The 21,015-nt window shown below is 71.7% G+C and carries 17 protein-coding genes and 1 tRNA gene; 11 read left to right on the forward strand and 7 right to left on the reverse strand.

The features are described 5' to 3' along the window. The first annotated feature begins 2 nt into the window (after positions 1 to 2). From OG943_RS05065 to OG943_RS05090, 6 genes are read left to right on the forward strand one after another with little or no spacing between them, the layout of a single operon-like run. A complete protein-coding gene (locus OG943_RS05065; protein ID WP_328612008.1) occupies positions 3 to 1,454 on the forward strand; it encodes a rhamnulokinase in 1,452 nt (483 codons plus the stop codon). After that, entirely contained in the window at positions 1,451 to 2,176 is a 726-nt protein-coding gene (locus OG943_RS05070) for a (Fe-S)-binding protein (protein ID WP_328608495.1), read from the forward strand. The genes OG943_RS05065 and OG943_RS05070 overlap by 4 nt, the downstream gene beginning before the upstream one ends. A gap of 17 nt (positions 2,177 to 2,193) precedes the next feature. Then, complete coding sequence (locus OG943_RS05075; protein ID WP_328612009.1) at positions 2,194 to 3,645, forward strand: lactate utilization protein B; 1,452 nt, start codon at positions 2,194 to 2,196, stop codon at positions 3,643 to 3,645. Beyond that, positions 3,642 to 4,220, forward strand: coding sequence for a LutC/YkgG family protein (locus OG943_RS05080; RefSeq protein ID WP_328608496.1), 579 nt, complete (start codon positions 3,642 to 3,644; stop codon positions 4,218 to 4,220). The genes OG943_RS05075 and OG943_RS05080 overlap by 4 nt, the downstream gene beginning before the upstream one ends. Positions 4,221 to 4,230: 10 nt before the next feature. Further along, on the forward strand, positions 4,231 to 4,428 hold the full coding sequence (locus tag OG943_RS05085; RefSeq protein ID WP_328608497.1) for a LuxR C-terminal-related transcriptional regulator: 198 nt from the start codon (positions 4,231 to 4,233) through the stop codon (positions 4,426 to 4,428). 42 nt (positions 4,429 to 4,470) lie between these two features. Then, positions 4,471 to 5,055 carry a uracil-DNA glycosylase family protein gene (locus OG943_RS05090; protein ID WP_328608498.1) on the forward strand — a complete coding sequence of 195 codons (585 nt, stop codon included), beginning with the start codon at positions 4,471 to 4,473 and terminating at the stop codon, positions 5,053 to 5,055. 31 nt (positions 5,056 to 5,086) lie between these two features. On the opposite strand, the gene OG943_RS05095 is transcribed toward OG943_RS05090, so the two are convergent. The 3 genes from OG943_RS05095 to OG943_RS05105 all read right to left on the reverse strand — a co-directional run bounded on the left by OG943_RS05095 (position 5,087) and on the right by OG943_RS05105 (position 6,723). Next, positions 5,087 to 5,551, reverse strand: coding sequence for an HNH endonuclease (locus tag OG943_RS05095; protein WP_328608499.1), 465 nt, complete (start codon positions 5,549 to 5,551; stop codon positions 5,087 to 5,089). Positions 5,552 to 5,649: 98 nt separating this feature from the next. Then, a tRNA-Cys gene (locus OG943_RS05100) sits at positions 5,650 to 5,720 on the reverse strand. A 400-nt stretch (positions 5,721 to 6,120) separates the two neighbouring features. Then, complete coding sequence (locus OG943_RS05105) at positions 6,121 to 6,723, reverse strand: TetR/AcrR family transcriptional regulator (protein WP_328608500.1); 603 nt, start codon at positions 6,721 to 6,723, stop codon at positions 6,121 to 6,123. A gap of 77 nt (positions 6,724 to 6,800) precedes the next feature. On the opposite strand from OG943_RS05105, the gene OG943_RS05110 reads away from it, so the two are divergent. Beyond that, on the forward strand, positions 6,801 to 7,751 hold the full coding sequence (locus OG943_RS05110) for an SDR family NAD(P)-dependent oxidoreductase (protein WP_328608501.1): 951 nt from the start codon (positions 6,801 to 6,803) through the stop codon (positions 7,749 to 7,751). 27 nt (positions 7,752 to 7,778) lie between these two features. Here OG943_RS05110 and OG943_RS05115 read toward each other — a convergent pair whose 3' ends face one another. Continuing rightward, the gene (locus tag OG943_RS05115; protein ID WP_328608502.1) at positions 7,779 to 8,630 is read right to left on the reverse strand and encodes a LysR family transcriptional regulator; all 852 of its coding nucleotides are present in this window, start codon (positions 8,628 to 8,630) and stop codon (positions 7,779 to 7,781) included. 68 nt (positions 8,631 to 8,698) lie between these two features. Here OG943_RS05115 and OG943_RS05120 point away from each other — a divergent pair, with 68 nt between their 5' ends. The 3 genes from OG943_RS05120 to OG943_RS05130 all read left to right on the forward strand — a co-directional run bounded on the left by OG943_RS05120 (position 8,699) and on the right by OG943_RS05130 (position 12,973). Beyond that, positions 8,699 to 9,571, forward strand: coding sequence for an EamA family transporter (locus OG943_RS05120; RefSeq protein WP_328608503.1), 873 nt, complete (start codon positions 8,699 to 8,701; stop codon positions 9,569 to 9,571). Positions 9,572 to 9,725: 154 nt separating this feature from the next. Beyond that, complete coding sequence (locus OG943_RS05125; RefSeq protein ID WP_328608504.1) at positions 9,726 to 11,654, forward strand: hypothetical protein; 1,929 nt, start codon at positions 9,726 to 9,728, stop codon at positions 11,652 to 11,654. A gap of 119 nt (positions 11,655 to 11,773) precedes the next feature. Further along, a complete protein-coding gene (locus tag OG943_RS05130) occupies positions 11,774 to 12,973 on the forward strand; it encodes an HNH endonuclease signature motif containing protein (RefSeq protein ID WP_328608505.1) in 1,200 nt (399 codons plus the stop codon). A gap of 211 nt (positions 12,974 to 13,184) precedes the next feature. Here the strand turns inward: OG943_RS05130 and OG943_RS05135 are convergent, their stop codons facing one another. Then, complete coding sequence (locus OG943_RS05135; RefSeq protein ID WP_328608506.1) at positions 13,185 to 15,608, reverse strand: alpha-L-rhamnosidase-related protein; 2,424 nt, start codon at positions 15,606 to 15,608, stop codon at positions 13,185 to 13,187. A 167-nt stretch (positions 15,609 to 15,775) separates the two neighbouring features. After that, complete coding sequence (locus OG943_RS05140) at positions 15,776 to 16,915, reverse strand: glycoside hydrolase family 88/105 protein (RefSeq protein ID WP_328608507.1); 1,140 nt, start codon at positions 16,913 to 16,915, stop codon at positions 15,776 to 15,778. 213 nt (positions 16,916 to 17,128) lie between these two features. Here OG943_RS05140 and OG943_RS05145 point away from each other — a divergent pair, with 213 nt between their 5' ends. Further along, positions 17,129 to 19,864, forward strand: coding sequence for a ricin-type beta-trefoil lectin domain protein (locus OG943_RS05145; RefSeq protein ID WP_328608508.1), 2,736 nt, complete (start codon positions 17,129 to 17,131; stop codon positions 19,862 to 19,864). 67 nt (positions 19,865 to 19,931) lie between these two features. Here OG943_RS05145 and OG943_RS05150 read toward each other — a convergent pair whose 3' ends face one another. Beyond that, a complete protein-coding gene (locus tag OG943_RS05150) occupies positions 19,932 to 20,741 on the reverse strand; it encodes a maleylpyruvate isomerase family mycothiol-dependent enzyme (RefSeq protein ID WP_328608509.1) in 810 nt (269 codons plus the stop codon). Positions 20,742 to 21,015 lie beyond the last annotated feature (274 nt).

Here is a 21,015-nt window from a genome sequence, read left to right on the forward strand (position 1 = left end):
GTCTGGCGGCCGTCGACCTCGGCGCGTCCAGCGGGCGGGTGATGGCCGGTTCGGTCGGGCCGGGGCACCTGGCGATCGAGGAGGTGCGGCGCTTCCCGAACGGCGCCGTGCGCGCGGCCGGGACGCTGTACTGGGATGTGCTCGGCCTCCACCGCGAAATCCTCGCCGGCCTCGGCCAAGCGCACCGCGACGGGCCGCTGTCGGGCATCGGCATCGACTCGTGGGCGGTGGACTACGGGCTGCTCGACGCGCGCGGGAACTTGCTGGGCAACCCCGTGCACTACCGCGACGCGCGCACCGAAGGCGTGCTGGAGCGGGTCGTGCGGACGGTGCCGGAGCGGGAGCTGTTCGACGTCACCGGCTTGCAGCAGCTGCCGTTCAACACGCTGTACCAGCTGGTGTCCGAAGGGGACCGGCTGGACACCGCGTCGACCATGCTGCTGATCCCGGACCTGCTGGCCTACTGGCTGACCGGGCAGGCCGGGGCCGAGCGCACCAACGCTTCCACCACGCAGCTCTACGACGTGCGGGCGCGGGCCTGGGCCGTCGAGCTGGCCGAGCGGGCCGGCGTCCCGGCCCGGCTGCTGCCGCCGTTGCGCGAGCCGGGGGAGCGGATCGGCACGCTGCTGCCGGACCTGGCCGAGGAGCTGGCGCTGCCGGAGCTGCCGGTGGTCGCGGTCGGCTCGCACGACACCGCGTCGGCCGTGGTCGCGGTGCCGGCCGAGCCCGGCGCGAACTTCGCCTACATCTCTTCGGGCACCTGGTCGCTCGTCGGGCTGGAGCTGGACCGGCCGGAGCTGGGTGACGCCGCGCTGGCCGCGAACTTCACCAACGAGGGCGGCGTCGACGGCACGATCCGGTTCCTGCGCAACGTGATGGGCCTGTGGGTGCTCACCGAGACGCTGCGGACGTGGGCCGCCCGGGGCGAGCGGGTCGAGCTGGCCGAAGTCCTCGCCGAGGCCGCCGCCGCGCCGCCGCTCGCGGCCGTGGTGGACGTGGACGCGCCCGCGTTCCTGCCGCCCGGCGACATGCCGGCGCGCATCGCCGCCGCCTGCCGGGAGACCGGGCAGCGGCCGCCGGGGACCCGTGGTGAGCTGGTCCGGTGCATTGTGGACAGTCTTGCGCTGGCTTACCGCCGCACAGTCCGGAAAGCCGCGGAGCTGGCGGGCCGGACGGTCGACGTGGTGCACGTCGTCGGCGGCGGCACCCGCAACACCCTGCTGTGCCAGCTGACCGCCGACGCGTGCGGCGTCCCGGTGCTGGCGGGCCCGGTCGAGGCGGCGGCGCTCGGCAACGTGCTCGTGCAGGCCCGGACGCTGGGCGAGGAATTGCCGGACCTGGCGGCGATGCGTGAGCTGATCCGCCGGACGCAGCCGCTGCGCCGGTACCTGCCCGCGGGCGGCGACTGGGCCGCCGCCGAAGCCCGGCTGGACACGACGGGGGTGGGCGCGTGAAGGTCGCCGTGATGGTCACCTGCATCAACGACTCGCTGTTCCCCGACACCGGCAAGTCGGTCTTCCGCCTGCTGCGCCGCCTCGGCGTGGACGCGGACTTCCCGGCCGCGCAGACCTGCTGCGCGCAGCCGATGGTCAACACCGGCTACCTCGACGAGGCCGTGCCGGTGGTGCGGACGTTCGTCGACGCCTTCGCGGGCTACGACGCGATCGTCACGCCGTCCGGCTCGTGCGCGGGCTCGGTGCGGCACCAGCACTCGATCGTCGCGCGCCGGGCGGGGGAGGAGCGGCTCGCCTCGGCGGCGCCGCGGGTGTACGAGCTGAGCGAGTTCCTCGTGGACGTGCTGGGCGTGACCGACGTGAACGCCTACTTCCCGCACCGCGCCACCTACCACCCGACCTGCCACTCGCTGCGGATGCTCGGCGTCGGCGACAAACCGCTGCGGCTGCTGCGCGAGGTGCGCGGCCTGGACCTGGTCGAGCTGCCCGCGGCGGCCGAGTGCTGCGGCTTCGGCGGCACGTTCGCGGTGAAGAACGCCGAGACGTCCACGGCCATGGGCGCGGACAAGGCCCGGCACGTCCGTGGTACCGGTGCCGAGGTGCTGGTGGCTGGGGACAGCTCGTGTCTGTTGCACATCGGCGGGCTGTTGTCGCGTGAGCGTAGTGGGGTGCGGGTGATGCACCTTGCCGATGTGCTGGCGTCCACAGAGGAGGAAGCGTGAGTGCGACGTTTGTCGGCATGCCCGCTTTTCCCGAAGCGGCAAGGAAAGCGCTCGCGGACACCCAGCTGCGCCGCAACCTCGCGCACGCCACCGGCACGATCCGCGCCAAGCGTGAGGCCGTCGTCGGGGAGGTGGCCGAGTGGGAGGAGCTGCGGCTGGCCGGGGCGGCGATCAAGGACAACACCCTGCGCCGCCTCGACGAGCACCTGCTGACGCTGGAGGCGTCGCTGCAGGCGCGTGGTGCGACCGTCCACTGGGCGCGCGACGCGGCGGAGGCGTGCGAGATCGTCGCGAGGATCGCGCACGGGCATGGCATCGACGAGGTCGTGAAGGTCAAGTCGATGGCCACGCAGGAGATCGGCCTCAACGAGGCGCTCGCCGCGCACGGCGTCACCGCGTGGGAGACCGATCTCGCTGAGCTGATCGTGCAGCTCGGTGACGATCTGCCCAGCCACATCCTGGTGCCCGCGATCCACCGCAACCGCGCCGAGATCCGGGAGGTCTTCCGCCGGGGCATGGCGGACGCGGGCCGTCCCGCGCCGCCCGGGCTGTCGGACGAGCCGGCCGAGCTGGCCGCCGCCGCGCGGCTGCACCTGCGCGAGAAGTTCCTGCGGGCGCGGATGGCCGTGTCCGGCGCGAACTTCGCGGTGGCCGAGAGCGGCACACTGGTGGTCGTCGAGTCCGAGGGCAACGGCCGGATGTGCCTGACCCTGCCGGAAGTCCTGGTCTCCGTGGTCGGCATCGAGAAGGTCGTGCCCACGTTCGCCGACCTCGACGTGTTCCTGCAGCTGCTGCCGCGTTCGAGCACCGGCGAGCGGATGAACCCGTACACCTCGACCTGGTCCGGCGTCACACCCGGCGACGGGCCGCAGGAGATGCACGTGGTGCTGCTGGACAACGGCCGCACGCGCGCGCTGGCCGACGAGGTCGGCCGTCAGGCACTGCGCTGCATCCGCTGTTCGGCCTGCCTCAACGTTTGCCCGGTGTACGAGCGGACCGGCGGCCACGCCTACGGCTCCGTCTACCCGGGACCGATCGGCGCGATCCTCAACCCGCTGCTGAAGGGCGTCGGCGTCGACGAGCAGACCGATTCGCTGCCGTACGCCTCCACCCTGTGCGGCGCCTGCTTCGAGGCCTGCCCGGTGCGCATCGACATCCCCGAGGTGCTGGTGCACCTGCGGGCGAAAGTCGTCGACGCGCACCGCGAAGGAGTGCCGAAACCCGAAGCGGTGGCGATGAAGTCGGCCGCCTGGCTGCTGTCCGACGCCCGGCGCCTCGGCCTCGCCGAACGTGGGCTGGGCGTCGCGAACCGGGCCCTGACCCGCTTCGGCCGGCGGGTGCTGCCGGGCGGGCGTCGCGCGCTGGGCCGGCTGCCGTGGCCCGGTTCACTGTGGACGAACGCCCGTGACCTGCCCGCTCCGCCACGCGAGTCGTTCCGGGCCTGGTGGCGCAAGGGCGGCCGGCCGTGAGCGCGCGCGAGGAGATCTTGGCCGCGGTCCGTGGCGCGCTGCGGGAAGCGGACCGCACGGAGGCGCCGGTGCCGCGCGGCTACCGAACCGTGACACCGCCGGACGTCGTGGACCTGTTCGCCGAGCGAGTGGTCGACTATCGGGCTTCCTTGACGCGCTGCACGGCGGCCGAGCTGCCCGACGCCGTTCGTGCGGCCCTCGGCCCGGCACGGAAAGTGTTGGTACCGGACGGTTTTCCCATCGAAGTGGCAGGCTCGGCTGACTCGGCGGAGCTGGACACGTTCGACGCCGTCGTCACCACCGCCGCGCTGGGCATCGCGACCACCGGCACGCTGGTGCTGGACCACGGGCCGGGCCAGGGCCGTCGCGCGCTGAGCCTGGTGCCGGACGTGCACGTCTGCGTGCTGCGCCAGGACCGGATCGTGCCGGGGGTGCCGCAGGCCGTGGCGGCACTGGACCCGGCGCGGCCGCAGACCTGGATCAGCGGCCCGAGCGCGACCAGCGACATCGAGCTGACCCGGGTGGAGGGTGTGCACGGGCCGAGGACCCTGCACGTCATCGTCGTCGCGGACTGAGGAGGGGGCGGTGCGCGCGTCGCTGGAACGCGAGGAGATCGCCCTGCTCGCACTGCTCGCCGAAGGCCTGCCGCTGGACGCCATCGCGCGGCGCCTGGACCTGTCCGACCGCACGGTCCGCCGCCGCGTCCGCTCCATCTGCGACCGCCTGGGCCTCGCGACCCCCATCCAGGCCGTGGTGTGGGCCGCCCGCCGCGGGCTGGTGTGAGCAGTAGCATTCGGGGCGACCGGAGCCGGAGGAAGGGGACCGATGCCCGCCGAGCTGGAGCTGATCCGCGCGGAGCTGGTGGCCGACCCGGCCAACGCCTGGGCGCGGGAGCTGGGCTACGAGCCCGTGTACGCGGTGGCGCCGGGCGCGCGGATCGCGCTCATCGGGCAGGCCCCGGGCCGCAAGGCGCAGGAGAGCGGCGTGCCGTGGGACGACGCGAGCGGCGCCAAGCTGCGCGAGTGGCTCGGCGTGACCGACGAGCAGTTCTACGACCCCGCGCTGTTCGCCATCCTGCCGATGGACTTCTACTTCCCGGGCAAGGGCGCCTCCGGCGATCTGCCGCCGCGCAAGGACTTCGCGCCCCGCTGGCACCCGCGGTTCCTCGGCGAGCTGCCGGACATCGCCCTGACGCTCCTGGTCGGCGGCTACGCGCAGAAGTTCTACCTGGGTGCCTCGGCCGGGCCGAACCTGACCGAGACCGTCCGCGCGTACCGGGACCACCTGCCGTCGAAGCTGCCGCTGGTGCACCCGTCACCGCTGAACTTCCGCTGGCAGAAGAAGAACCCGTGGTTCGAGGCCGAGGTGGTGCCCGCGCTGCGCGCGCGGGTGCGCGAGGTGCTCGCCTGAGGCGTTTCCGTCCACATCGGACGGAAACGCCTCAGTCCCGGACGGGCCGGTGCAGCTCGTCCCACGACGGCACGCGCGGGGTGATGCGCAGCGACAGCCCGGCCTCGGCCGGGGTCCGGTCGGCCTTGCGGGCGTTGCAGCTGCGTGCCGTGCCGCCGCACGCCGCGACGGTGTTGAGCCAGCTGGTGCGCTCGCCGCCGCGGGAGAGCGGCAGCACGTGGTCGACCGTGGTGGCGCGGCGGCCGCAGTAGGCGCACGTGTGGCCGTCACGCTGCAGCACGCCCCGGCGCGACCAGCGCGGCGGGCCGGAGTAGCGCCACTTCATCACCACGTAACGCAGCAGCCGCACGACCTTCGGACGCGGGAACAGGCCGCCGAAGTCGGTGCCGTCGGTCTCGTGGACCACGGCGACGTCGCGCACCAGCATGCGTATCGCGTGGGGGACGGACACGGTGTGCAGGGGCTCGTAGCCGGCATTGAGGACCAGTACTCCCATGGCGACGGGCACCTCCCTTCGGGGTTCGGGCCAGCGGTGCTCAGGGGGTGGGGCGGTGTTCAAGGAATGGGCTGTGCTCAAGGGATGGGACAGAGGGGAGGCCACGACCGGAGTCGAACCGGTTTGCGCTGTGTTGCAGACAGCTCCCTGGCCGTTCGGGCACGTGGCCGTGCGGTTTCCCGCCCGGGGATTTCCGGGCGGAACGGGCGGATCGGGGTGGATCAGGGCGGATCGGGAAAAACACCCGTCCGTGAACGAAAAGAGCCGCCCGGCTCGGTTTCCCGACGGGCGGCTCCCTGCGTACGACGCGCTGGGCACGTCACGGCGGGGAGCCTGGGGTCGCTAGGGCACACAACGGGCAGGGCTCGTCGCACACGAAACCGCGCTCGCAGCGCGCCAGGTGCATGGCCTTGCCGGACATTGCGTACTCCTCGTTCGTGGACATGGTCATCATGACCGACGCCGGACCAGGCCGTCAACGCCGATAACGTTGCGATCGCCGGGCCACGCGGGTCGCGCGGGCCCACACATTTCGGCGGACATTTCGGCGGACTGTCCGCCGGGGACGGTCAGCCCGCCCCGCCGGGCGGGGCCGTGTGCAGGAACAGTTCGAACGCGTCCTCGACGGCCGCCGTCAGTGCTTCCGGGTCCGGCCCGGCGACGCTCTTGCCCGCGCGGAAACACGCCAGCGCGAGGTGGGCGGCCAGCGTCGCCTCCCGCTCGGGCATGCCCTGCGCCCGCAGCGTGGTGATCATCGCGTCGGTCAGGTTCAGCAGCTTGCGCTCGCTGCGGTCGTGCAGCTCCGGGTTGTCGGCGACGAGCTGTACGTGCAGGCTGTAGCGCTTCGCGTCGGCCGTGACCGCGTCGCACATCGTGTGGACGGCGGCGCGCGCCTGGTCCAGCGCCTCGCGCAAGGTGGGCGGCTTCGCGGCGGGCTCGGCGCGGAGGCTCAGCAGCCGGTCGACCAGCTCCCGCTCTTCGGCGAACAGCACCTCCTGCTTGTCGCCGAAGTAGCGGAAGAACGTGGTCCGGCCGACCTCCGCGCGTTCGGCGATCTCGGTGACCGTCACGTCCGCGAAACCGCGCTCGGCGAACAGCGAGAAAGCCGCGTCGACGATGGCTTCCTGGGCCCGCCGGCGTTTGCGCTCGCGGAGTGGGGGCAACGGTGGCATGCCTCCAGGCTAGCTGGTCCGGCCCTGAGTCCTGTACGGTACTGAGTACCAATTAGATCTGAGTACCGGAGGTAACCGTGGGCACGAACACCGTGGCGAGCGCCGTGCTGATGACGGGAGCGGGCCGGGGGATCGGGCGGATCGCCGCCGAGCGGGTGCTGCGCGAGCGGCCGGACGTGCACCTGCTGGTGACCGCCCGGGGGAGCGGCGGCCTGCCGCTGGCCGCCGGGCTGGCCGAGGCCACGGGCAACCCGAACGTCTCGGCCGTGTCCTGCGACCTGGCGTCGATGGGGTCGATCCGGCGGGCCGCCGAGGAGGTCGGCGCCCGCCTCGACGCCGGCGAACTGCCGCCGCTGGCCGGTTTCACCGGCAACGCCGGGGTGCAGCTGACCAGCCGGGCCCGGGCGACCGAAGAGGGGCTCGAGCCGACGTTCGCGGTCAACGTGCTGGCGAACTACCTGTTCGTCCGGCTGCTGTGGGACCGGTTCACCGCGCCGGGCCGGATCGTCGTGGTCGGCAGCGACACGCACTTCGGCGACCTGCGGCACAACCTGGGGCTGGTGCCCGCCCCGCGCTGGGAGGGCGTCCGCGAGCTGGCCGCGCCGCGCGAAGGGGCGGAAGCGGAGACGGCGCGCGAGGGCCGGACCGCCTACTCGACCAGCAAGCTGGCGGTGGCCTACCTGGTGCACGCGTTTGCGCGCCGGCTGCCCGACGGCGTCGACGTCTACAGCTTCAACCCCGGCTACGTGCCGGCCACCGGCCTGTTCCGCGACGCCGGCCTCGCCGTCCGCTTCCTCTCGCGCACGCTGATGCAGGGCTTCACCGCGACGCCGTTCGCGCACTCGCCCGCCACGGCCGGCGCCATGCTCGCGAAGGCCGTCGCCGGGCCTCGCCCCGGAGAGACGGGCGCGTACATCGACCGCGACGCCGTCGTCCCCTCCTCGGCCGAGTCCTACGACCACGCCCGCGAGGAAGAGCTGTGGGCGACCGCCGCCCAGCTCTGCGCCCTGCCCGTCGAAGTCGGCTGAATCCCTTTCCGCACAAGGGATTCCGGGCTATCGGCGGTACAGCTTGGTCAGCAGCGCGACCGCCTCGGGGGTGGCCGGGTGCGGGTCCTGGTGAGGCCAGACCAGGTGCACCGGCACGGGCGCGGCGTCGCGGACGCGGCGGTAGACGATGCCGTCCCGGCGGTACTGCGTGACGGTGGAGTGCGGGGTGATCCCGACGCACCGGCCGGTCGCGATGGCGGCGAGCCAGTCGTCGACGTCGTGGGTGTGCTCGACGCGCGGGCGGGCGTCCTCGGGCCACAGGTCGACCGTGGTGGTGCCGGTGCGGCGGTCGATCACCAGCTCGCGCCCGGCGATCTCGGCGAGGGTGACCGTGCGGCGGCGCGCCCACGGGTCGTCGGCCGCCATGGCGCAGTAGCGGGCCTCGTAGCCGACGACGCGGTGGGCGTAGTGGCGGGCGTCGACCGCGGTGCGGAGCACGGCGAGGTCGCACAGGCCCTCGGCCAGGCCGCCGGTCGGGGTGTTGGTGCGGACCACGAGCAGTTCGACGTCCGGGTGCCGGGCGGCCCAGCTCCGCTGGAACCCGGCGGTGTGCCGGCCCAGCGCCGACCACGCGTGCCCGACCCGCACCCGGGTGTGGCCGGTGGTGGCCTCGCGGACCAGTTCGTCGGCGTCGGCCAGCAGGTGCCGCGCGCGGGCGAGGACCTGCACGCCCGCGGTCGTCGGGGCGACGCTGCGGCTCGTGCGGTGCAGCACCCGCACGCCGAGGACCCGTTCCAGCGCGAGCAAAGTCCGCGACACCGCGGCCTGCGACACCCCCAGCTCGATCGCCGCGTCGGTGAACGTGCCGGTGTCGACGATCGCGACCAGGCACCGCAGGTGGCGCAGCTCCAGATCCATGCGTCCAGCGTATAGCCGGGCCGGTTTATGCATTTTGCGCATGGATGGCCGGGGCGCAGGCTCGGGCCATGACCACGACCGAACGCCCGCCGGTGGAGGAGAGCCGCGCCGCCGGCGTGGCGCTGATGCTGGGGAGCGCGCTGGCGAACCAGGCCGGCGCGGCGACCGGGGCGCTGGCCTTCCCGGTGGTCGGCCCCGCCGGGGTGGTGGCGGTGCGGCAGTGGGTGGCCGGCGCGCTGCTGCTGGCCGTGGGACGGCCGCGCCTGCGTTCGTTCACCGCGCGGCAGTGGCGCCCGGTCCTGGCGCTGGCGGCGGTTTTCGGCACGATGAACCTCACGCTGTACACGGCGATCGACCGCATCGGGCTGGGGCTCGCGGTGACGCTGGAGTTCCTCGGCCCGCTCGCGGTGGCGCTGGCCGGCTCGCGCCGCAAGCCGGACCTGGCCTGCGCGCTCGCCGCCGCGGGGGCGGTGGTGGTGCTGGCCCGCCCGCGGCCCACCACGGACTACGCGGGCATCGGGCTGGCGCTGCTGGCCGCGGCCTGCTGGGCCGGCTACATCCTGCTGAACCGGACCGTCGGCCGTCGCCTGCCCGGTGTGCAGGGGACCGCGGCCGCGGCGTGCGCGTCCGGGCTGGCGTACATCCCGATCGGCGTGCTCGCCTTCGCGCACCACCCGCCGACGACGGCCGCGCTCGGGCAGGCGCTCGCCGCCGGGGTGCTGTCCTCGGCCGTGCCGCTCCTGGTCGACCTCCTGGCGCTGCGCCGGGTGCCCGCCGCGTTTTTCGGCATATTCATGAGCGTCAACCCGGTGCTGGCCGCGCTGGTCGGCCTCGTGGTGCTGCACCAGCACCTCGATCCGCTTGCGTGGGCGGCGATCGCGGTCATCGTGGCGGCCAACGCGGCAGTGGCCGGCCGCCGGCACCGTCCGCAAGGCGGCTGACCTCGCGGCCTTCGAGGCGCTCGCCTCCGCCGTGCTTAAAAAGGCTTACGCAGCCCTACTTTCGTGCTGCGAAAAGCTAATACGTATTAGCGTCTTGCCTTCCTCCGGCGTGGCTGCCTAACGTCGTGGCCACGCCGGACGAAGGAGTTCACCGATGGTCTTGTCGCGACGCGGGATGCTGTTCGGGACCGTGGGGCTGGGCGCCACACTGGGGCTGGGGCTCACGTTGCCCGGCGGGATCGCCGCCGCCTCCGTCGCGCCGCCGGCCGGGCCGTTCCCGCCCTTGCCGCCGCTGCCCGCCGGTGACCCGGTGCGCAAGCTGTTCACCCCGCTGGAGCAGCGATTCGGGCCGTACCTGGCGATCCTGCCCGGCATGGTGAACGACGTCGAAGTGACCGACGCCGCGACGCTCGGCTACCTGGGCGGCGGCTGGTGGCGCACCCCGAGCGTGCCGACCAACGCCCGCGTTCAGGAGCACGTGTTCACGCTGAGCTGGTTCCACGCGAACGCACGCTCGTGGAACCCGTACTCCGGCAACGCCGCCCTGCTGAAACGCCTCGACGCGGCGATCGTGCACTACCTCAACCTGCAGCACGCCGACGGGTCGTGGCCGGAGTACAGCGTGACCGAGAAGTCCAAGGCCGCCACCGGGTTCGGCCTCGGCTACCTCGCCAAGACGCTGGCCAACCTGCGCCGGGCGAACGCCCTGCCCACCCGCCGCGGCCAGATCGGCACCGCGCTGCACCAGGGCATGACGTGGTTCCTCGACCCGGCCAACCCGATCTGGGAATCGCCGATCCACTACGCCAACCAGAACACCTCGGGCCTGGCCAGCTCCACGCTCGCGCTGAAGCTGAACCCGGACGCGGCGATGCAGGCCAAGCTGGCCGGCCGCATCGCCTACCTCGCGGCGCACGGCCAGAGCCCGGCCGGGTTCTTCTACGAGCCGACCGGGATGGACATCAACTACAACTTCGAGGTGATGCTCCCGGAGCTGGCCGAGATCTACGTGCTCACCGGCGACAAGACCGTGCTGTCGATGGCCACGAAGTTCGCGAGCTGGTTCGGCTACAACATCGTGCGCGAGCCGGACGGCACCGGTTCGCTGGCCTACGTCGGCATGTCCGCCCGCACCACGGTGACCGGCTACGACAACGTGATTCCCGATCCGGACCGGACGAACCTGGCCTCGTTCTTCGTCCCGGAAGTCCCGGCGCTGGCGCCGTTCTTCACCTCGGCCGAAGACCGCGCCGCGACGCGGGCGGCGTGGGCGGCCGCGTCCGGCCCGGCCCCGGGACTGGCCAAACAGGACACTTCGCCGCGCATCATCGCGCACGCGCCGTACGGGGAATCGTTGCCCTCCAAGGCGGCCAAGCAGGCAGCGATCGCCAAGCTGCCGTACCTGGCGAGCACGGACTTCGCCGTGCAGCGCCGCGACGACCTGACGAAGCAGGCCTACACGTTCATCCGCCGTCCGGCGCTGTACCTCGCCGCGTTCTTCGGCACCCGCCCGTCCTCGGACGTGCGCAGCTCGGCCGGGCTGCTGTGGCACCCGGCCGCGGGCACGATCGTGCAGAGTCAGCAGGACGACACCCAGTGCTGGGCGAGCCTGCTGCCCAACGGGAACCCGGACGCGCGCAGCAATCTCGACGCCACCTACCAGGTCGGCGGCCGGGCCTGGGACGGGCAGCGGATCGTGCCCGGCAGCGCGGCGGTGGTGGTGGACTACGCCCTGCCGGACGGCCGGATCCGCACCACGCTGACCGTCACGCCGAACAAGGTCACCCGCGCGGTGCGGGGCACCAGCGCGCTCACCGAGCAGGTCCCGCTGGTGCTCAAGCCGACCGACGCGGTGTCCTTTTCGGACGGCACCCCGGTCGCCTTCGGCCGGAACTCCGCCGCGACCGCGACCGGCCTGACCATCCACCGCGGCGGCAAGGCGATCACCATCAGCTGGGGCACCGCGCTGGCCGCCTCGGTCACGGCGACCACCGTGAAGGTCCTCACCACCGGCGGCCGTCGTATCCACGTGCTGCGGGTCCCGCACGGCGGGACGCTCAGCACGGTGATCACCCTGCCGTGACAGGCCGCGGGGAATGCGCCCCAATGTGGTGTTCGCGGTGACTCAATAGTTGATATGAAGATGTTTTGTTCACTCGATTTGGTGACGTTTTTTGTGGGTGGCGTCGGTAAAATTGTGGGGTGAGCAATTATGGGGATTCTTCTTTACATGACGCCGTCGATGTTTTATCTCGGATTCATGAACGGGCTATCCGGGTCGCGCAGTTGGAGGCTGAGCAGGCTGCTGATGTCGCGTTGTTCGCGGCAGCGGGTGGTTCTGCCCGGTCGGTGGTGGCCGAGTTGGCGTTGGAGTTGTCGATGACAGAACGGCGCGCCGGGGCCGATGTCGCGTTGGCGCAGGCACTGGCAACCCGATTGCCGGAGACGTTCGCGGCATTCCGACGTGGAGAGATCGACGCGTTCAAGGCGCGGATGGTATTCGAGCCGACCATCGCCCTATCCGATGAGATGGCCGGTCAGGTCGATGCGATTGTGGCGACGCGGTTGGCGGGGAAGAATCCGTCGTCGTTACGGGCCGCCGTGAATCGGGTAGTGCAGAAAGTGGATGCCGAAGGATATGAGCGAAGATCCCGGGCGCGACGGCGCGACCGCAACATCTGCCTGATTCACCAGGACGAGACCATGTCCACCTTGCTGTGCGATCTGCCCGTGGAACAAGCATCGGCGATCTACACCACCCTCGACCACCAAGCGCGGAAGCTCCGTCGCGGAGACGAAGCCCGGACGCTGGAGCAGCTGCGTGCGGACGTCCTGGTCGATCGGCTGCTGAACCGGACATCGGGTGACAGTGGCATCAAGCCCGTTGTCTATGTCTATGTGGACCTTTTGACGCTGGCCGGGTTGAACGAGGAACCCGCCGAACTCTCCGGCTGCGGCACGGTCCCGGCGTGGCTGGCGCGGGCGCTCGCGGCGGACTCGAACTCGGTGTGGCGGCGGATCATCACCGAGCCCGACACCGGACAGGTCCTCAGTGTCGGCCGCACCCGTTACCGGCCACCAGCCGCCCTTGCGGACCTGGTGCAGGTGCGGGACCGGGTGTGCCAGCACCCGGGCTGTCGTCGTCCGTCGCAGTTCAGCGATATCGACCACACCCGGGACTTCGCAAAGGGCGGCCAGACCGCCGAAGACAACCTTGGCCCACGCTGTCGGCGACACCACCGCCTCAAAGACGAACCCGGCTGGTCCTGCACCACGGCACCCGGCGGTGAAGGCACGATCACCACACCGACGGGGCGGGTCTATGCGACAACACCACCACCACTGCACGAAAGCCGAGTCAAAGACACCACAGGCGAGGCCGGGCATGAGGCAGCCGCCTGACCCCGGCACACAGCCGCCGACGACGAACAGGGCCACCTCGCGCGCCACATCAAACGTGGCATCAGAAGAAACCACGTAGCACCACTGAACTCACGGACCCGGCCCCCACAAACCCAGCCCTACAAGCGACCCCACACCTCACCCCACGACAACACGCACCCCATCCAGCCCCACTGAGAAAACCTCATTGGGGCAGCTCGGCCCAGCGGGCTCAGCCGATGGTCGCGCGGTAGGAGTGGGTGCCCGCCGCCGCGGTGAACCGGCGGTCGCCCAGCCGGATCTGCGCCTGGGTGCCCGGCGGGGCGGTGACGGTCAGCGCGATCTCACTGCCGGTCCGCTGCCAGCTCACCGTGATCGGCCCGTGCGGGGTGGGGACCTGCCCGCGCGCCCAGGTGACCGGGCCGGGGTGCGGCTCCACGGTGAAGGTCGCGAAGCCCGGGCTGGCCGGGGTGACGCCGAGCAGGTCGTTGGTCAGCGCGGGCAGCACGCCGGTGGACCAGCCGTGCGCGGCGGAAGTGTAGGCGCCGTCGTACATCGAGCCGCCCGGGCCGATGCCCTCCCAGTCCGTGACGCCCGGGTCGTGCGCGGCCATCGCGCCGTACATCCGCTTGATCTCGTCGACGGCGGACGTGGCCTGGCCGGTCCGGAACCGGGCCTGCAGCTCGGGGTAGGAGGTGAACGCGTACACCCGCTGCGAGCCGCCGGGGGTGAGGGAGTCGTTGTCCATGAACGAGTTCCCGTACGGCAGCGCGGTGTGCTGCGCCAGGTAGCCGAGCGCCGAGGACGCGCGCGCCGGGTCGGCGACCCCCGCGACGACCGCGATGCTGTTGCCGTCCTGGCCGTGCCGGACCGGGCCGGTGGCGGCGTCGAGGTATGCGCCCGCCGCCGGGTCCCACAGGTAGGTGTTGACTGCCGTCGACACGGCCGCCGCGCGCTGCTGCCAGCGGTCCGCGTCGGCCGGGCGGTTCAGTGCCCGCGCCAGCTGGGCCGCGTTGGTGAGCGCCTGGACGTACAGCACGTTGTAGTAGGTGACTTCGCCTTCGCGGGGCAGGAACGCGTAGTCGCCGTAGCCGCTGGGGCGCGACAGCAGGCCGCGCGCGTCGGTCATCGACGGGTACCAGCCGTCGAGCGTCTTGGTCAGCGCGGCGTAGTACTTCGAGCCGTACGCGGTGTCGCCGGTGTAGAGCACGTAGTCCCAGCTCGACGTGACCCACCACAGTGGATAGTCGAACAACGGGAGTGTGTAGTCGTTGATGGACGCGGGCGGGATCCAGCCGTCGGCGCGCTGGTGGTCGGCGAGGTCGGCGAGCACGTTGCGGGCTGCGGCCGCGGTGTCGTGCGTGAGGTAGGTCGTGCGGCCGGACACGCCGACGTCGCCGACGTACGGGTCGCGGTCGCGCTTCGCCCCGTCGTGCAGCACCAGTTTGCCTTCCAGGGACGGGCTGGCGGCGTTGCGCGGCTCGACGTCGGTGGCGCGGAAGGTGTCGGTGACGAGTTCGTTGGTGTAGGCCGCGCCGTACCAGTAGCGGTTCAGCTCCTCGTCCGAGGACTCGAACCAGCCGGTGTAACCCGCCGGGGTGCCGAGCACACCGGTGAACAGCAGCGAGACGTCGTCGAGGCGGACCTCGCCGCTCGGGATCGCGGCCGGCGCGTCGCCGGGCAGCGCGTCGAGGCTGATCCGGACGTAGCGGAATCCGTGCAGGCCGTCGGCACAGACCTTGGTGCCGGACTGGCAGCCCTTGGCGTCCGTCCACTGTGACTGTCCACTGGGGACGGCGTGCTGGTCGGTGCCCGGCCCGCCGCTGAAGTCGGAGCGGGTGAAGTCGGACCGGTTTGTGAGGAACTGCTGGGTCTCCGAGAACGCCAGCCGCACCCCGGGATTCCCGGCCGAAGCGCCGTCGAAGGCGAACTTCGGGTACCCGACCACGACCTTGCCGAAGTCGACCACCAGCGACGGCACCGGCGGGTCGGCGACCAGCCCCGGCCACAGCTCGTTGACGCGGGTGAACTCGCCCTTGTCCGTCGCCTGGTCCTTGGTCACGGTCAGCCGGACCTGCGTGGTGGTCACCGGCCGGTCGAACGGGACGGCGAGCTGGGCCTTGGCGTTGCCGGCGACCGTCGCCGCGGTGTGCCAGGCGGCGCCGTCCCAGGTGTCGACGGTGAAGTCCTGCGGCACGCCGTCACTGCTCGACTGCAGCGTGACGCCCGGGAGCGCCGTCGACGGCGTGGTGACGGTGAGGCTGTCCGGGTACGCGGCGAGCGTGTCGTCGTTCCAGAAAGTGCCGGTGTCGCCGTCCACGGCGTTCGCGGCGTCGTAGGTGCGGGGCTTGCTGTCGTTGCCGTTGTTGGGGGCGTGCGCGCTGGACGCGGTGGCAGTGGTGCCGGCGGGCCACCGGGTTTTGGCGGGCGAGGGTGGGCGGCGCAGCGTGGTCACGCCCGCGCCGAGCACGCCCTGCGGATTCGTCACGTCGCCGCTCACCTGCGTGACGGCGACGGGCCGCACGTCCCGGCTCTGCGGCCCGACGATGTAGCGCTGCCACGACGGCGCCGCGTCCACCGGCGCGCTCGCCAGCGCGGGCACGAGCAGCACGGTGACACCCAGAGCGAGCCCACGGACCAGGCGGCGATGCCTCATGGCGAACCCTCGATCTTCAGCGGGGGACGGGGGGTTGAAACGTTTCAGACTCTGACTATAAGGGGTTTGTCAAGAGACCTGCCGAACGCCGTTAAGGCCTCCTTACCCGCGTCGGACGCGGGTAAGGAGGCCTTAACGGCGGGTCACGGCCTACAGCAGGAGCCGGGTCAGGCGCCGGTGATCTGCTCGTTCAGATAGAGGAACGCGCCGATGCCGTGGAAGTCGTTGGTGGCCCGGGGCCGCGCGAGGTAGAACTTCTCGTCGCCCACGTTGGTGCCGACGCCGATCTGGGTGATCTGCGTGGCCCCGCCGTCGGCGACCGAGACGCGGTCGCGCACGCCGGCGTACCCGGCGTCGACTGTCGGCTGGTAGTCCTTGCCGAGGTAACCGCGCTGGACCCCGCGCGAAAGCGTGTAGGTGAACAGGCTCGAGCACGACGTCTCGGTCCAGTTGCCCGCCAGCACCGGCTTGATCGGCAGCTGGAACCAGCGGCCGGTCGCGGGGTCCTGCCACTTGCGGATGCCGCCGGCGAGGTAGCGCACGATGTCGGTCAGCGCGCCGCGGTCCGGTGCGGTCTGGGGCAGCGCGTCGAGCACGTCGACGGTCGCGGCGCCGAACCAGCCGACCGCCCGGCACCACACCTCGGGGGAGTTTCCGGTGGTGGGGTTGGCCCAGCTTGCCTTGTGCGTCTCGTCGTAGGCGTGGTACAGCAGGCCGCCGGGATTACGCAAGTGACTGAAGTAGGTGAGCAGCTGCTTCGCCGCTTGCTGGGTGGCGAAGGAATCCCCGGTGTCCGCGCCGTAGTGCGCGAGGAACGGGGTGAGCATGAACGCGCCGTCGGCCCACAGCTGCCCGGTCAGGCCGGTGTTGTGGATGAACCCGCCGTCGGTCGTGCGCGGGTAGGTGTCCAGGCGCGTGCGGATGCGCTTCGCGGCGAGGGAGTAACGCGTGTCGCCCGTCTGCTGCGCGAGGATCAGGAAGACATTGCCGGCGAGCATGCTGTCGAGGTCGTTGTAGGCGTTGCCGGTGCTGCCGTCCGGCTTGACCTTCGCGGCTCCCCAGTCCTCGATGTAGTCCACGTACCGGGAGTCGTGCGTGCGCTGGTAAACGCGGTACAGGCCGAGCAGGAACAGGGCGTCGGTGTAGCCGAGGCCCAGCGAGGCCGCGGGGTGCGCGGCGATCGTCGAATCCGCGACGGCGCGGGAGAGGTCGGTGCGCTGCGCGGCCGACGCCGCCACCGGCGCCTGCAGCAGGCCGACGGCGACGAGAATAGTGCACAGTAATCGGAAAACGGTACGGGGCGCCAAGGGGAACCAGCTCCTTTGCCGGGGGTACGCGGGTGATCCTCGATGCGAATCGCCGAAACGGTCAACCGCCCGTCGGGGAAAAGAACCGGACAGAAAACGGGACTAATATATCGATGGGAGAGCCGCATTCATTGACTTCCCCGGCCGCGGCCCGCTTCCCTTGACGCGGTGCCCTGGTCGCGGGGCGCTTCGCCTCGGCTGGAGGAGCACACCATGGTCCTGGCCCGCCTGTCCGCGGTCCTGCTGCTGGTCCTCTCCGCGCTGGTCGCCCCCGCCGCGGCGGCCACCGCCGTCACCGCCACCGATGTCTCGGTGAACGGTACTTCGGCGGGCCGCGCATTCGACGGCGTCGGCGCGATCAGCGGCGGCGGCGGGAATTCGCGGCTGCTGCGCGATTACCCGCCCGATCAGCGCGCGCAGATCCTGGACTACCTCTTCAAGCCCGGCTACGGCGCCGCGGTGCAGCTGCTGAAGCTGGAGATCGGCGGCGACGCGAACTCCACCGACGGGGCCGAGCCCAGCCACGAGCACGTGCGCGGCCAGGTGAACTGCGACGCCGGCTACGAGTTCTGGCTGGGGGAGCAGGCGGTCGCGCGTAACCCGGGGATCAAGCTGGTCGCGCTGCCGTGGGCCGCGCCGGGCTGGATCGGCGGCGGGAGCTTCTGGTCGCAGGACATGATCGACTACGACATCTCCTGGCTCGACTGCGCCAAGCAGCACGGCCTGACCATCGGCTACCTCGGCGGCTGGAACGAGAAGGGGCACGACACCGCCTGGTACAAGAACTTGCGCACCGCCCTCGACGCCCGCGGCTACGGCTCGGTGCAGATCGTCGGCGACGACACCGACTGGGGCACCGCCGACGACATGCTGTCCGATCCGGCGTTCGGCCGGGCGGTCGGCGTGGTCGGCGCGCACTACCCGTGCGGCTATCTGTCCGACGCGACGTCGTGCGCCTCCAGCGCGAACGCGGTCGCGACCGGGAAACCGCTGTGGGCCAGCGAGTTCGGCTCCCAGGACGACAACACCGGCTCGGACCCGCTGATCCGCAGCATCACCCGCGGCTACCTCGACGGGCAGATGACCGGGTTCATGAACTGGCCGATCATCGCCGCCCTCTACCCGAACCTGCCGTTCAACACGGTGGGGCTGGCGACGGCGAGCTCGCCGTGGTCGGGCTCCTACCAGCTGGGCAAGAGCCTGTGGGCCACCGCGCAGGTCACGCAGTTCACCCAGCCCGGCTGGCAGTTCCTCACCGGCACCGCGAGCGGCTACCTCGGCGGCGACCGTGCGAACGGCAGCTACATCAGCCTGAAGTCGGGCAACGGCAAGGACTACTCCACCGTCTACGAGACGACCGGGGCCACCGCCGCGCAGACGGTGAACGTCAAGGTCTCCGGCGGGCTGGGCACCGGCGCGGTGCACGTGTGGTCGACCGACCTCGGCTCCGGCGAGCCGGCGGACTACTTCGTCAAGCAGGCCGACGTGACCCCGCAGGACGGCTCGTACTCGCTGACCCTGCAGCCCGGCCGGATCTACTCGGTCACCACCACGACCGGGCAGGGCAAGGGCACCGCGACCTCGCCGGCCGAGCACGGCCTGGCCCTGCCGTACTCCGACGACTTCGACAGCGACGCCACCGGCACCGAGGCGAAGTACTTCTCCGACATGCAGGGCGCCTACGAGTCCCGCCCGTGCGCCGACGGCCGCGGCGGGCAGTGCCTGCAGCAGGTCGCGCCGGTCAAGCCGATCGAATGGCAGGGCGACAGCGACGCGTACGGCCTGATCGGCGACCTCGCCTGGCGCGACTACAGCGTCGCGGTGGACGTGGACCTGCAGCAGTCCGGCACGGTCACCCTGCTGGGCCGGGCGAACACCCAGAACCGGCCGCAGAGCCGGCAGGCCGCCTACCAGCTGCGGCTGGACGAGAAGGGCGCGTGGTCGATCGCGAAGAACTCCAGCGGCGGCGAGCTGACCACCCTGGCCTCCGGCACGACCGGCGCGCCGGGGCTGGGCTCGTGGCACCGGCTCGGCCTCAGCTTCTCCGGCGACGACATCACCGCGACGCTCGACGGCGCCCCGCTCGGCTCGGCGTCGGACACCTCGTTCCCCGCGGGCCAGGCCGGTTTCGGCGTGGTCGGTTACCAGACCGATCTGTTCGACAACCTGTCGGTGACCGCGGCCCCGCCCGGCAACCACAGCGGTGTCCTCAAAGGACAGCAGTCCGGCATCTGCGCCGACGTGCCGAAGGTGAGTGACGAGAACGGCACGGCGATCGCGTTGTGGGACTGCAACGGCGGCGTGAACCAGCAGTGGACGGCGACCCCGTCCGGGCAGTTGAAGGTCTACGGCAGCAAGTGCCTCGACGGGGCGGACCCCGCGGCCGCCCAGATCCAGGACTGCACCGGCGTGCCCGCGCAGAAGTGGGACCTGCGTGCCGACGGCAGCGTGGTGAACGGCGGTTCGGGCCAGTGCCTGGCCGCGCCCGGCACCGAGCCGGCCGACGTGCTCGGCACGGCGTCCTGCACCGGCGGCCCGGAGCAGAACTGGGCGCGCAGCCCGGTGACCAGCATGCTCCAGGGCCAGGCGTCCGGCCGGTGCGCGGACGTGCCCCGGGGCGACTCGACACCCGGCAGCCGCCCGACGCTGTGGGAGTGCCACAACGGCAGCAACCAGGAATGGACGTCCACCGCGACCAACCAGCTGACCGTGTTCGACAACCGCTGCCTGGACGTGGTCGGCGGCGGCACGGCCGACGGCACCCCGCTGCAGATCAGCGAGTGCACCGGCAGCGCGGCCCAGCAGTGGCGGGTCCGGTCGGACGGCGCCGTGGTGAACGTCGCGTCGGGCCAGTGCCTGGACGTCGAGGGCGGCGGGACCGCGGACAGCGCCCCGCTGGTGATCTCCGGCTGCACGGGGGCGGGCAGCCAGAAGTGGGCCCGGGCCTGAGTTTTGCCGCCGGGGATCGGCGAGTCAGACCGCGTCCGATGGTGGACGCGGTCCGGGGCGTCGCCGCTTACCCGGCCTGGTGGGCGGTGTTCTCGACCCAGTGGGTGAACAGGTCCCGGTCGCCGGAAACCCGCAGGCCGTCGTCCAGCCCGGCGGAGATCGGCCGGCGCCGGGTCAGCACCAGCAGCAACGTGGTCGCCGGCCCGTGGACCGTGACGTCCGCCGTGCCGTGGCGATGCTGCCACGTCGCTCCCTCGGCGCCGCGTTCGACGAACCACTCGCCGGCCTCGCCGAGATCCGGCTCGTCGGCGGTGTGCAGGTACAAGGTCTGCCCCTGGCCGCGAAGCGCCTCGGCGGAGTCCGGCCGCTGGGCGGCCCATCCCGGCGAAGTCATCATCGCCAGGTGGTCGGTGATCGCGTCGGCGGCGAGTTCGGCATCGAGCCGGTAGTCCACGCCGGCGGTCGCGGCCGCGTCGGCGCGGTGGATGATCGTCTCGCAAAGGATGCGCCGCAGCCAAAACCGGGTCCCCGACCGAGCGTCACCCGCCGGATTCCACACCGGCGCGTCCTCGCCCGCATCGGCGCACGCCGCCGCCAGCAGCGAGGCCCCCTCGGCCAGCCATGACGCCCACGCGTCCTGGTCGGCGGGCAGCGCCGCGAACGACGTGGGCAGCTGCGACGGGTCGGACACCCGCTTCTCCACGATCGAGGCAACCCAGTACTGGGTCTGGCCGAGATGCTCGACAAGCTGGCCCAAGGTCCACTCCGGACACGTCGGCACCGGTGCGCCGGCCGCGGCGCCGCGCGCGGCCTCGGCGAACTGCGCGGTCTGATCCACCAAAGCCTGTCTGTACCGCTGCATCGTCAGCTCGATCATCGGCCGCAACCTCTCATTTCGGGTGAAGTCGTGGTCAGTAGATCAGACGTATCCGCGGTGAAAGTCATTGCGTGGGCAGCGAGATTATCCGTAAGGGAACCCCGCGCGTGCATGATGATCTTGGCCCGTTGCGGCAGCCGACCTCGCAACACGCTGACCAGGGCTGTCTCTCAGATGCCCGGTGCGGTTGTCGTCCGCCACCGTTGTGGGACCACCGGCCGTACCGCCAGTCTGAAGTAGCCGATGAGCGGACGTGGCGGCAACGCACTCCGAA

It is taken from the genome of Amycolatopsis sp. NBC_00345 (assembly GCF_036116635.1).
Lineage (GTDB): Bacteria > Actinomycetota > Actinomycetes > Mycobacteriales > Pseudonocardiaceae > Amycolatopsis.

Excerpts from the sequence above, each read along its gene's own strand:
- OG943_RS05075 (WP_328612009.1), top strand. The coding sequence starts at position 2,194 with ATGCCCGCTTTTCCCGAAGCGGCAAGGAAAGCGCTCGCGGACACCCAG.
- OG943_RS05090 (WP_328608498.1), top strand. The coding sequence starts at position 4,471 with ATGCCCGCCGAGCTGGAGCTGATCCGCGCGGAGCTGGTGGCCGACCCG.
- OG943_RS05095 (WP_328608499.1), bottom strand. The coding sequence starts at position 5,551 with ATGGGAGTACTGGTCCTCAATGCCGGCTACGAGCCCCTGCACACCGTG.
- OG943_RS05105 (WP_328608500.1), bottom strand. The coding sequence starts at position 6,723 with ATGCCACCGTTGCCCCCACTCCGCGAGCGCAAACGCCGGCGGGCCCAG.
- OG943_RS05115 (WP_328608502.1), bottom strand. The coding sequence starts at position 8,630 with ATGGATCTGGAGCTGCGCCACCTGCGGTGCCTGGTCGCGATCGTCGAC.
- OG943_RS05120 (WP_328608503.1), top strand. The coding sequence starts at position 8,699 with ATGACCACGACCGAACGCCCGCCGGTGGAGGAGAGCCGCGCCGCCGGC.
- OG943_RS05125 (WP_328608504.1), top strand. The coding sequence starts at position 9,726 with ATGGTCTTGTCGCGACGCGGGATGCTGTTCGGGACCGTGGGGCTGGGC.
- OG943_RS05135 (WP_328608506.1), bottom strand. The coding sequence starts at position 15,608 with ATGAGGCATCGCCGCCTGGTCCGTGGGCTCGCTCTGGGTGTCACCGTG.
- OG943_RS05145 (WP_328608508.1), top strand. The coding sequence starts at position 17,129 with ATGGTCCTGGCCCGCCTGTCCGCGGTCCTGCTGCTGGTCCTCTCCGCG.
- OG943_RS05150 (WP_328608509.1), bottom strand. The coding sequence starts at position 20,741 with ATGATCGAGCTGACGATGCAGCGGTACAGACAGGCTTTGGTGGATCAG.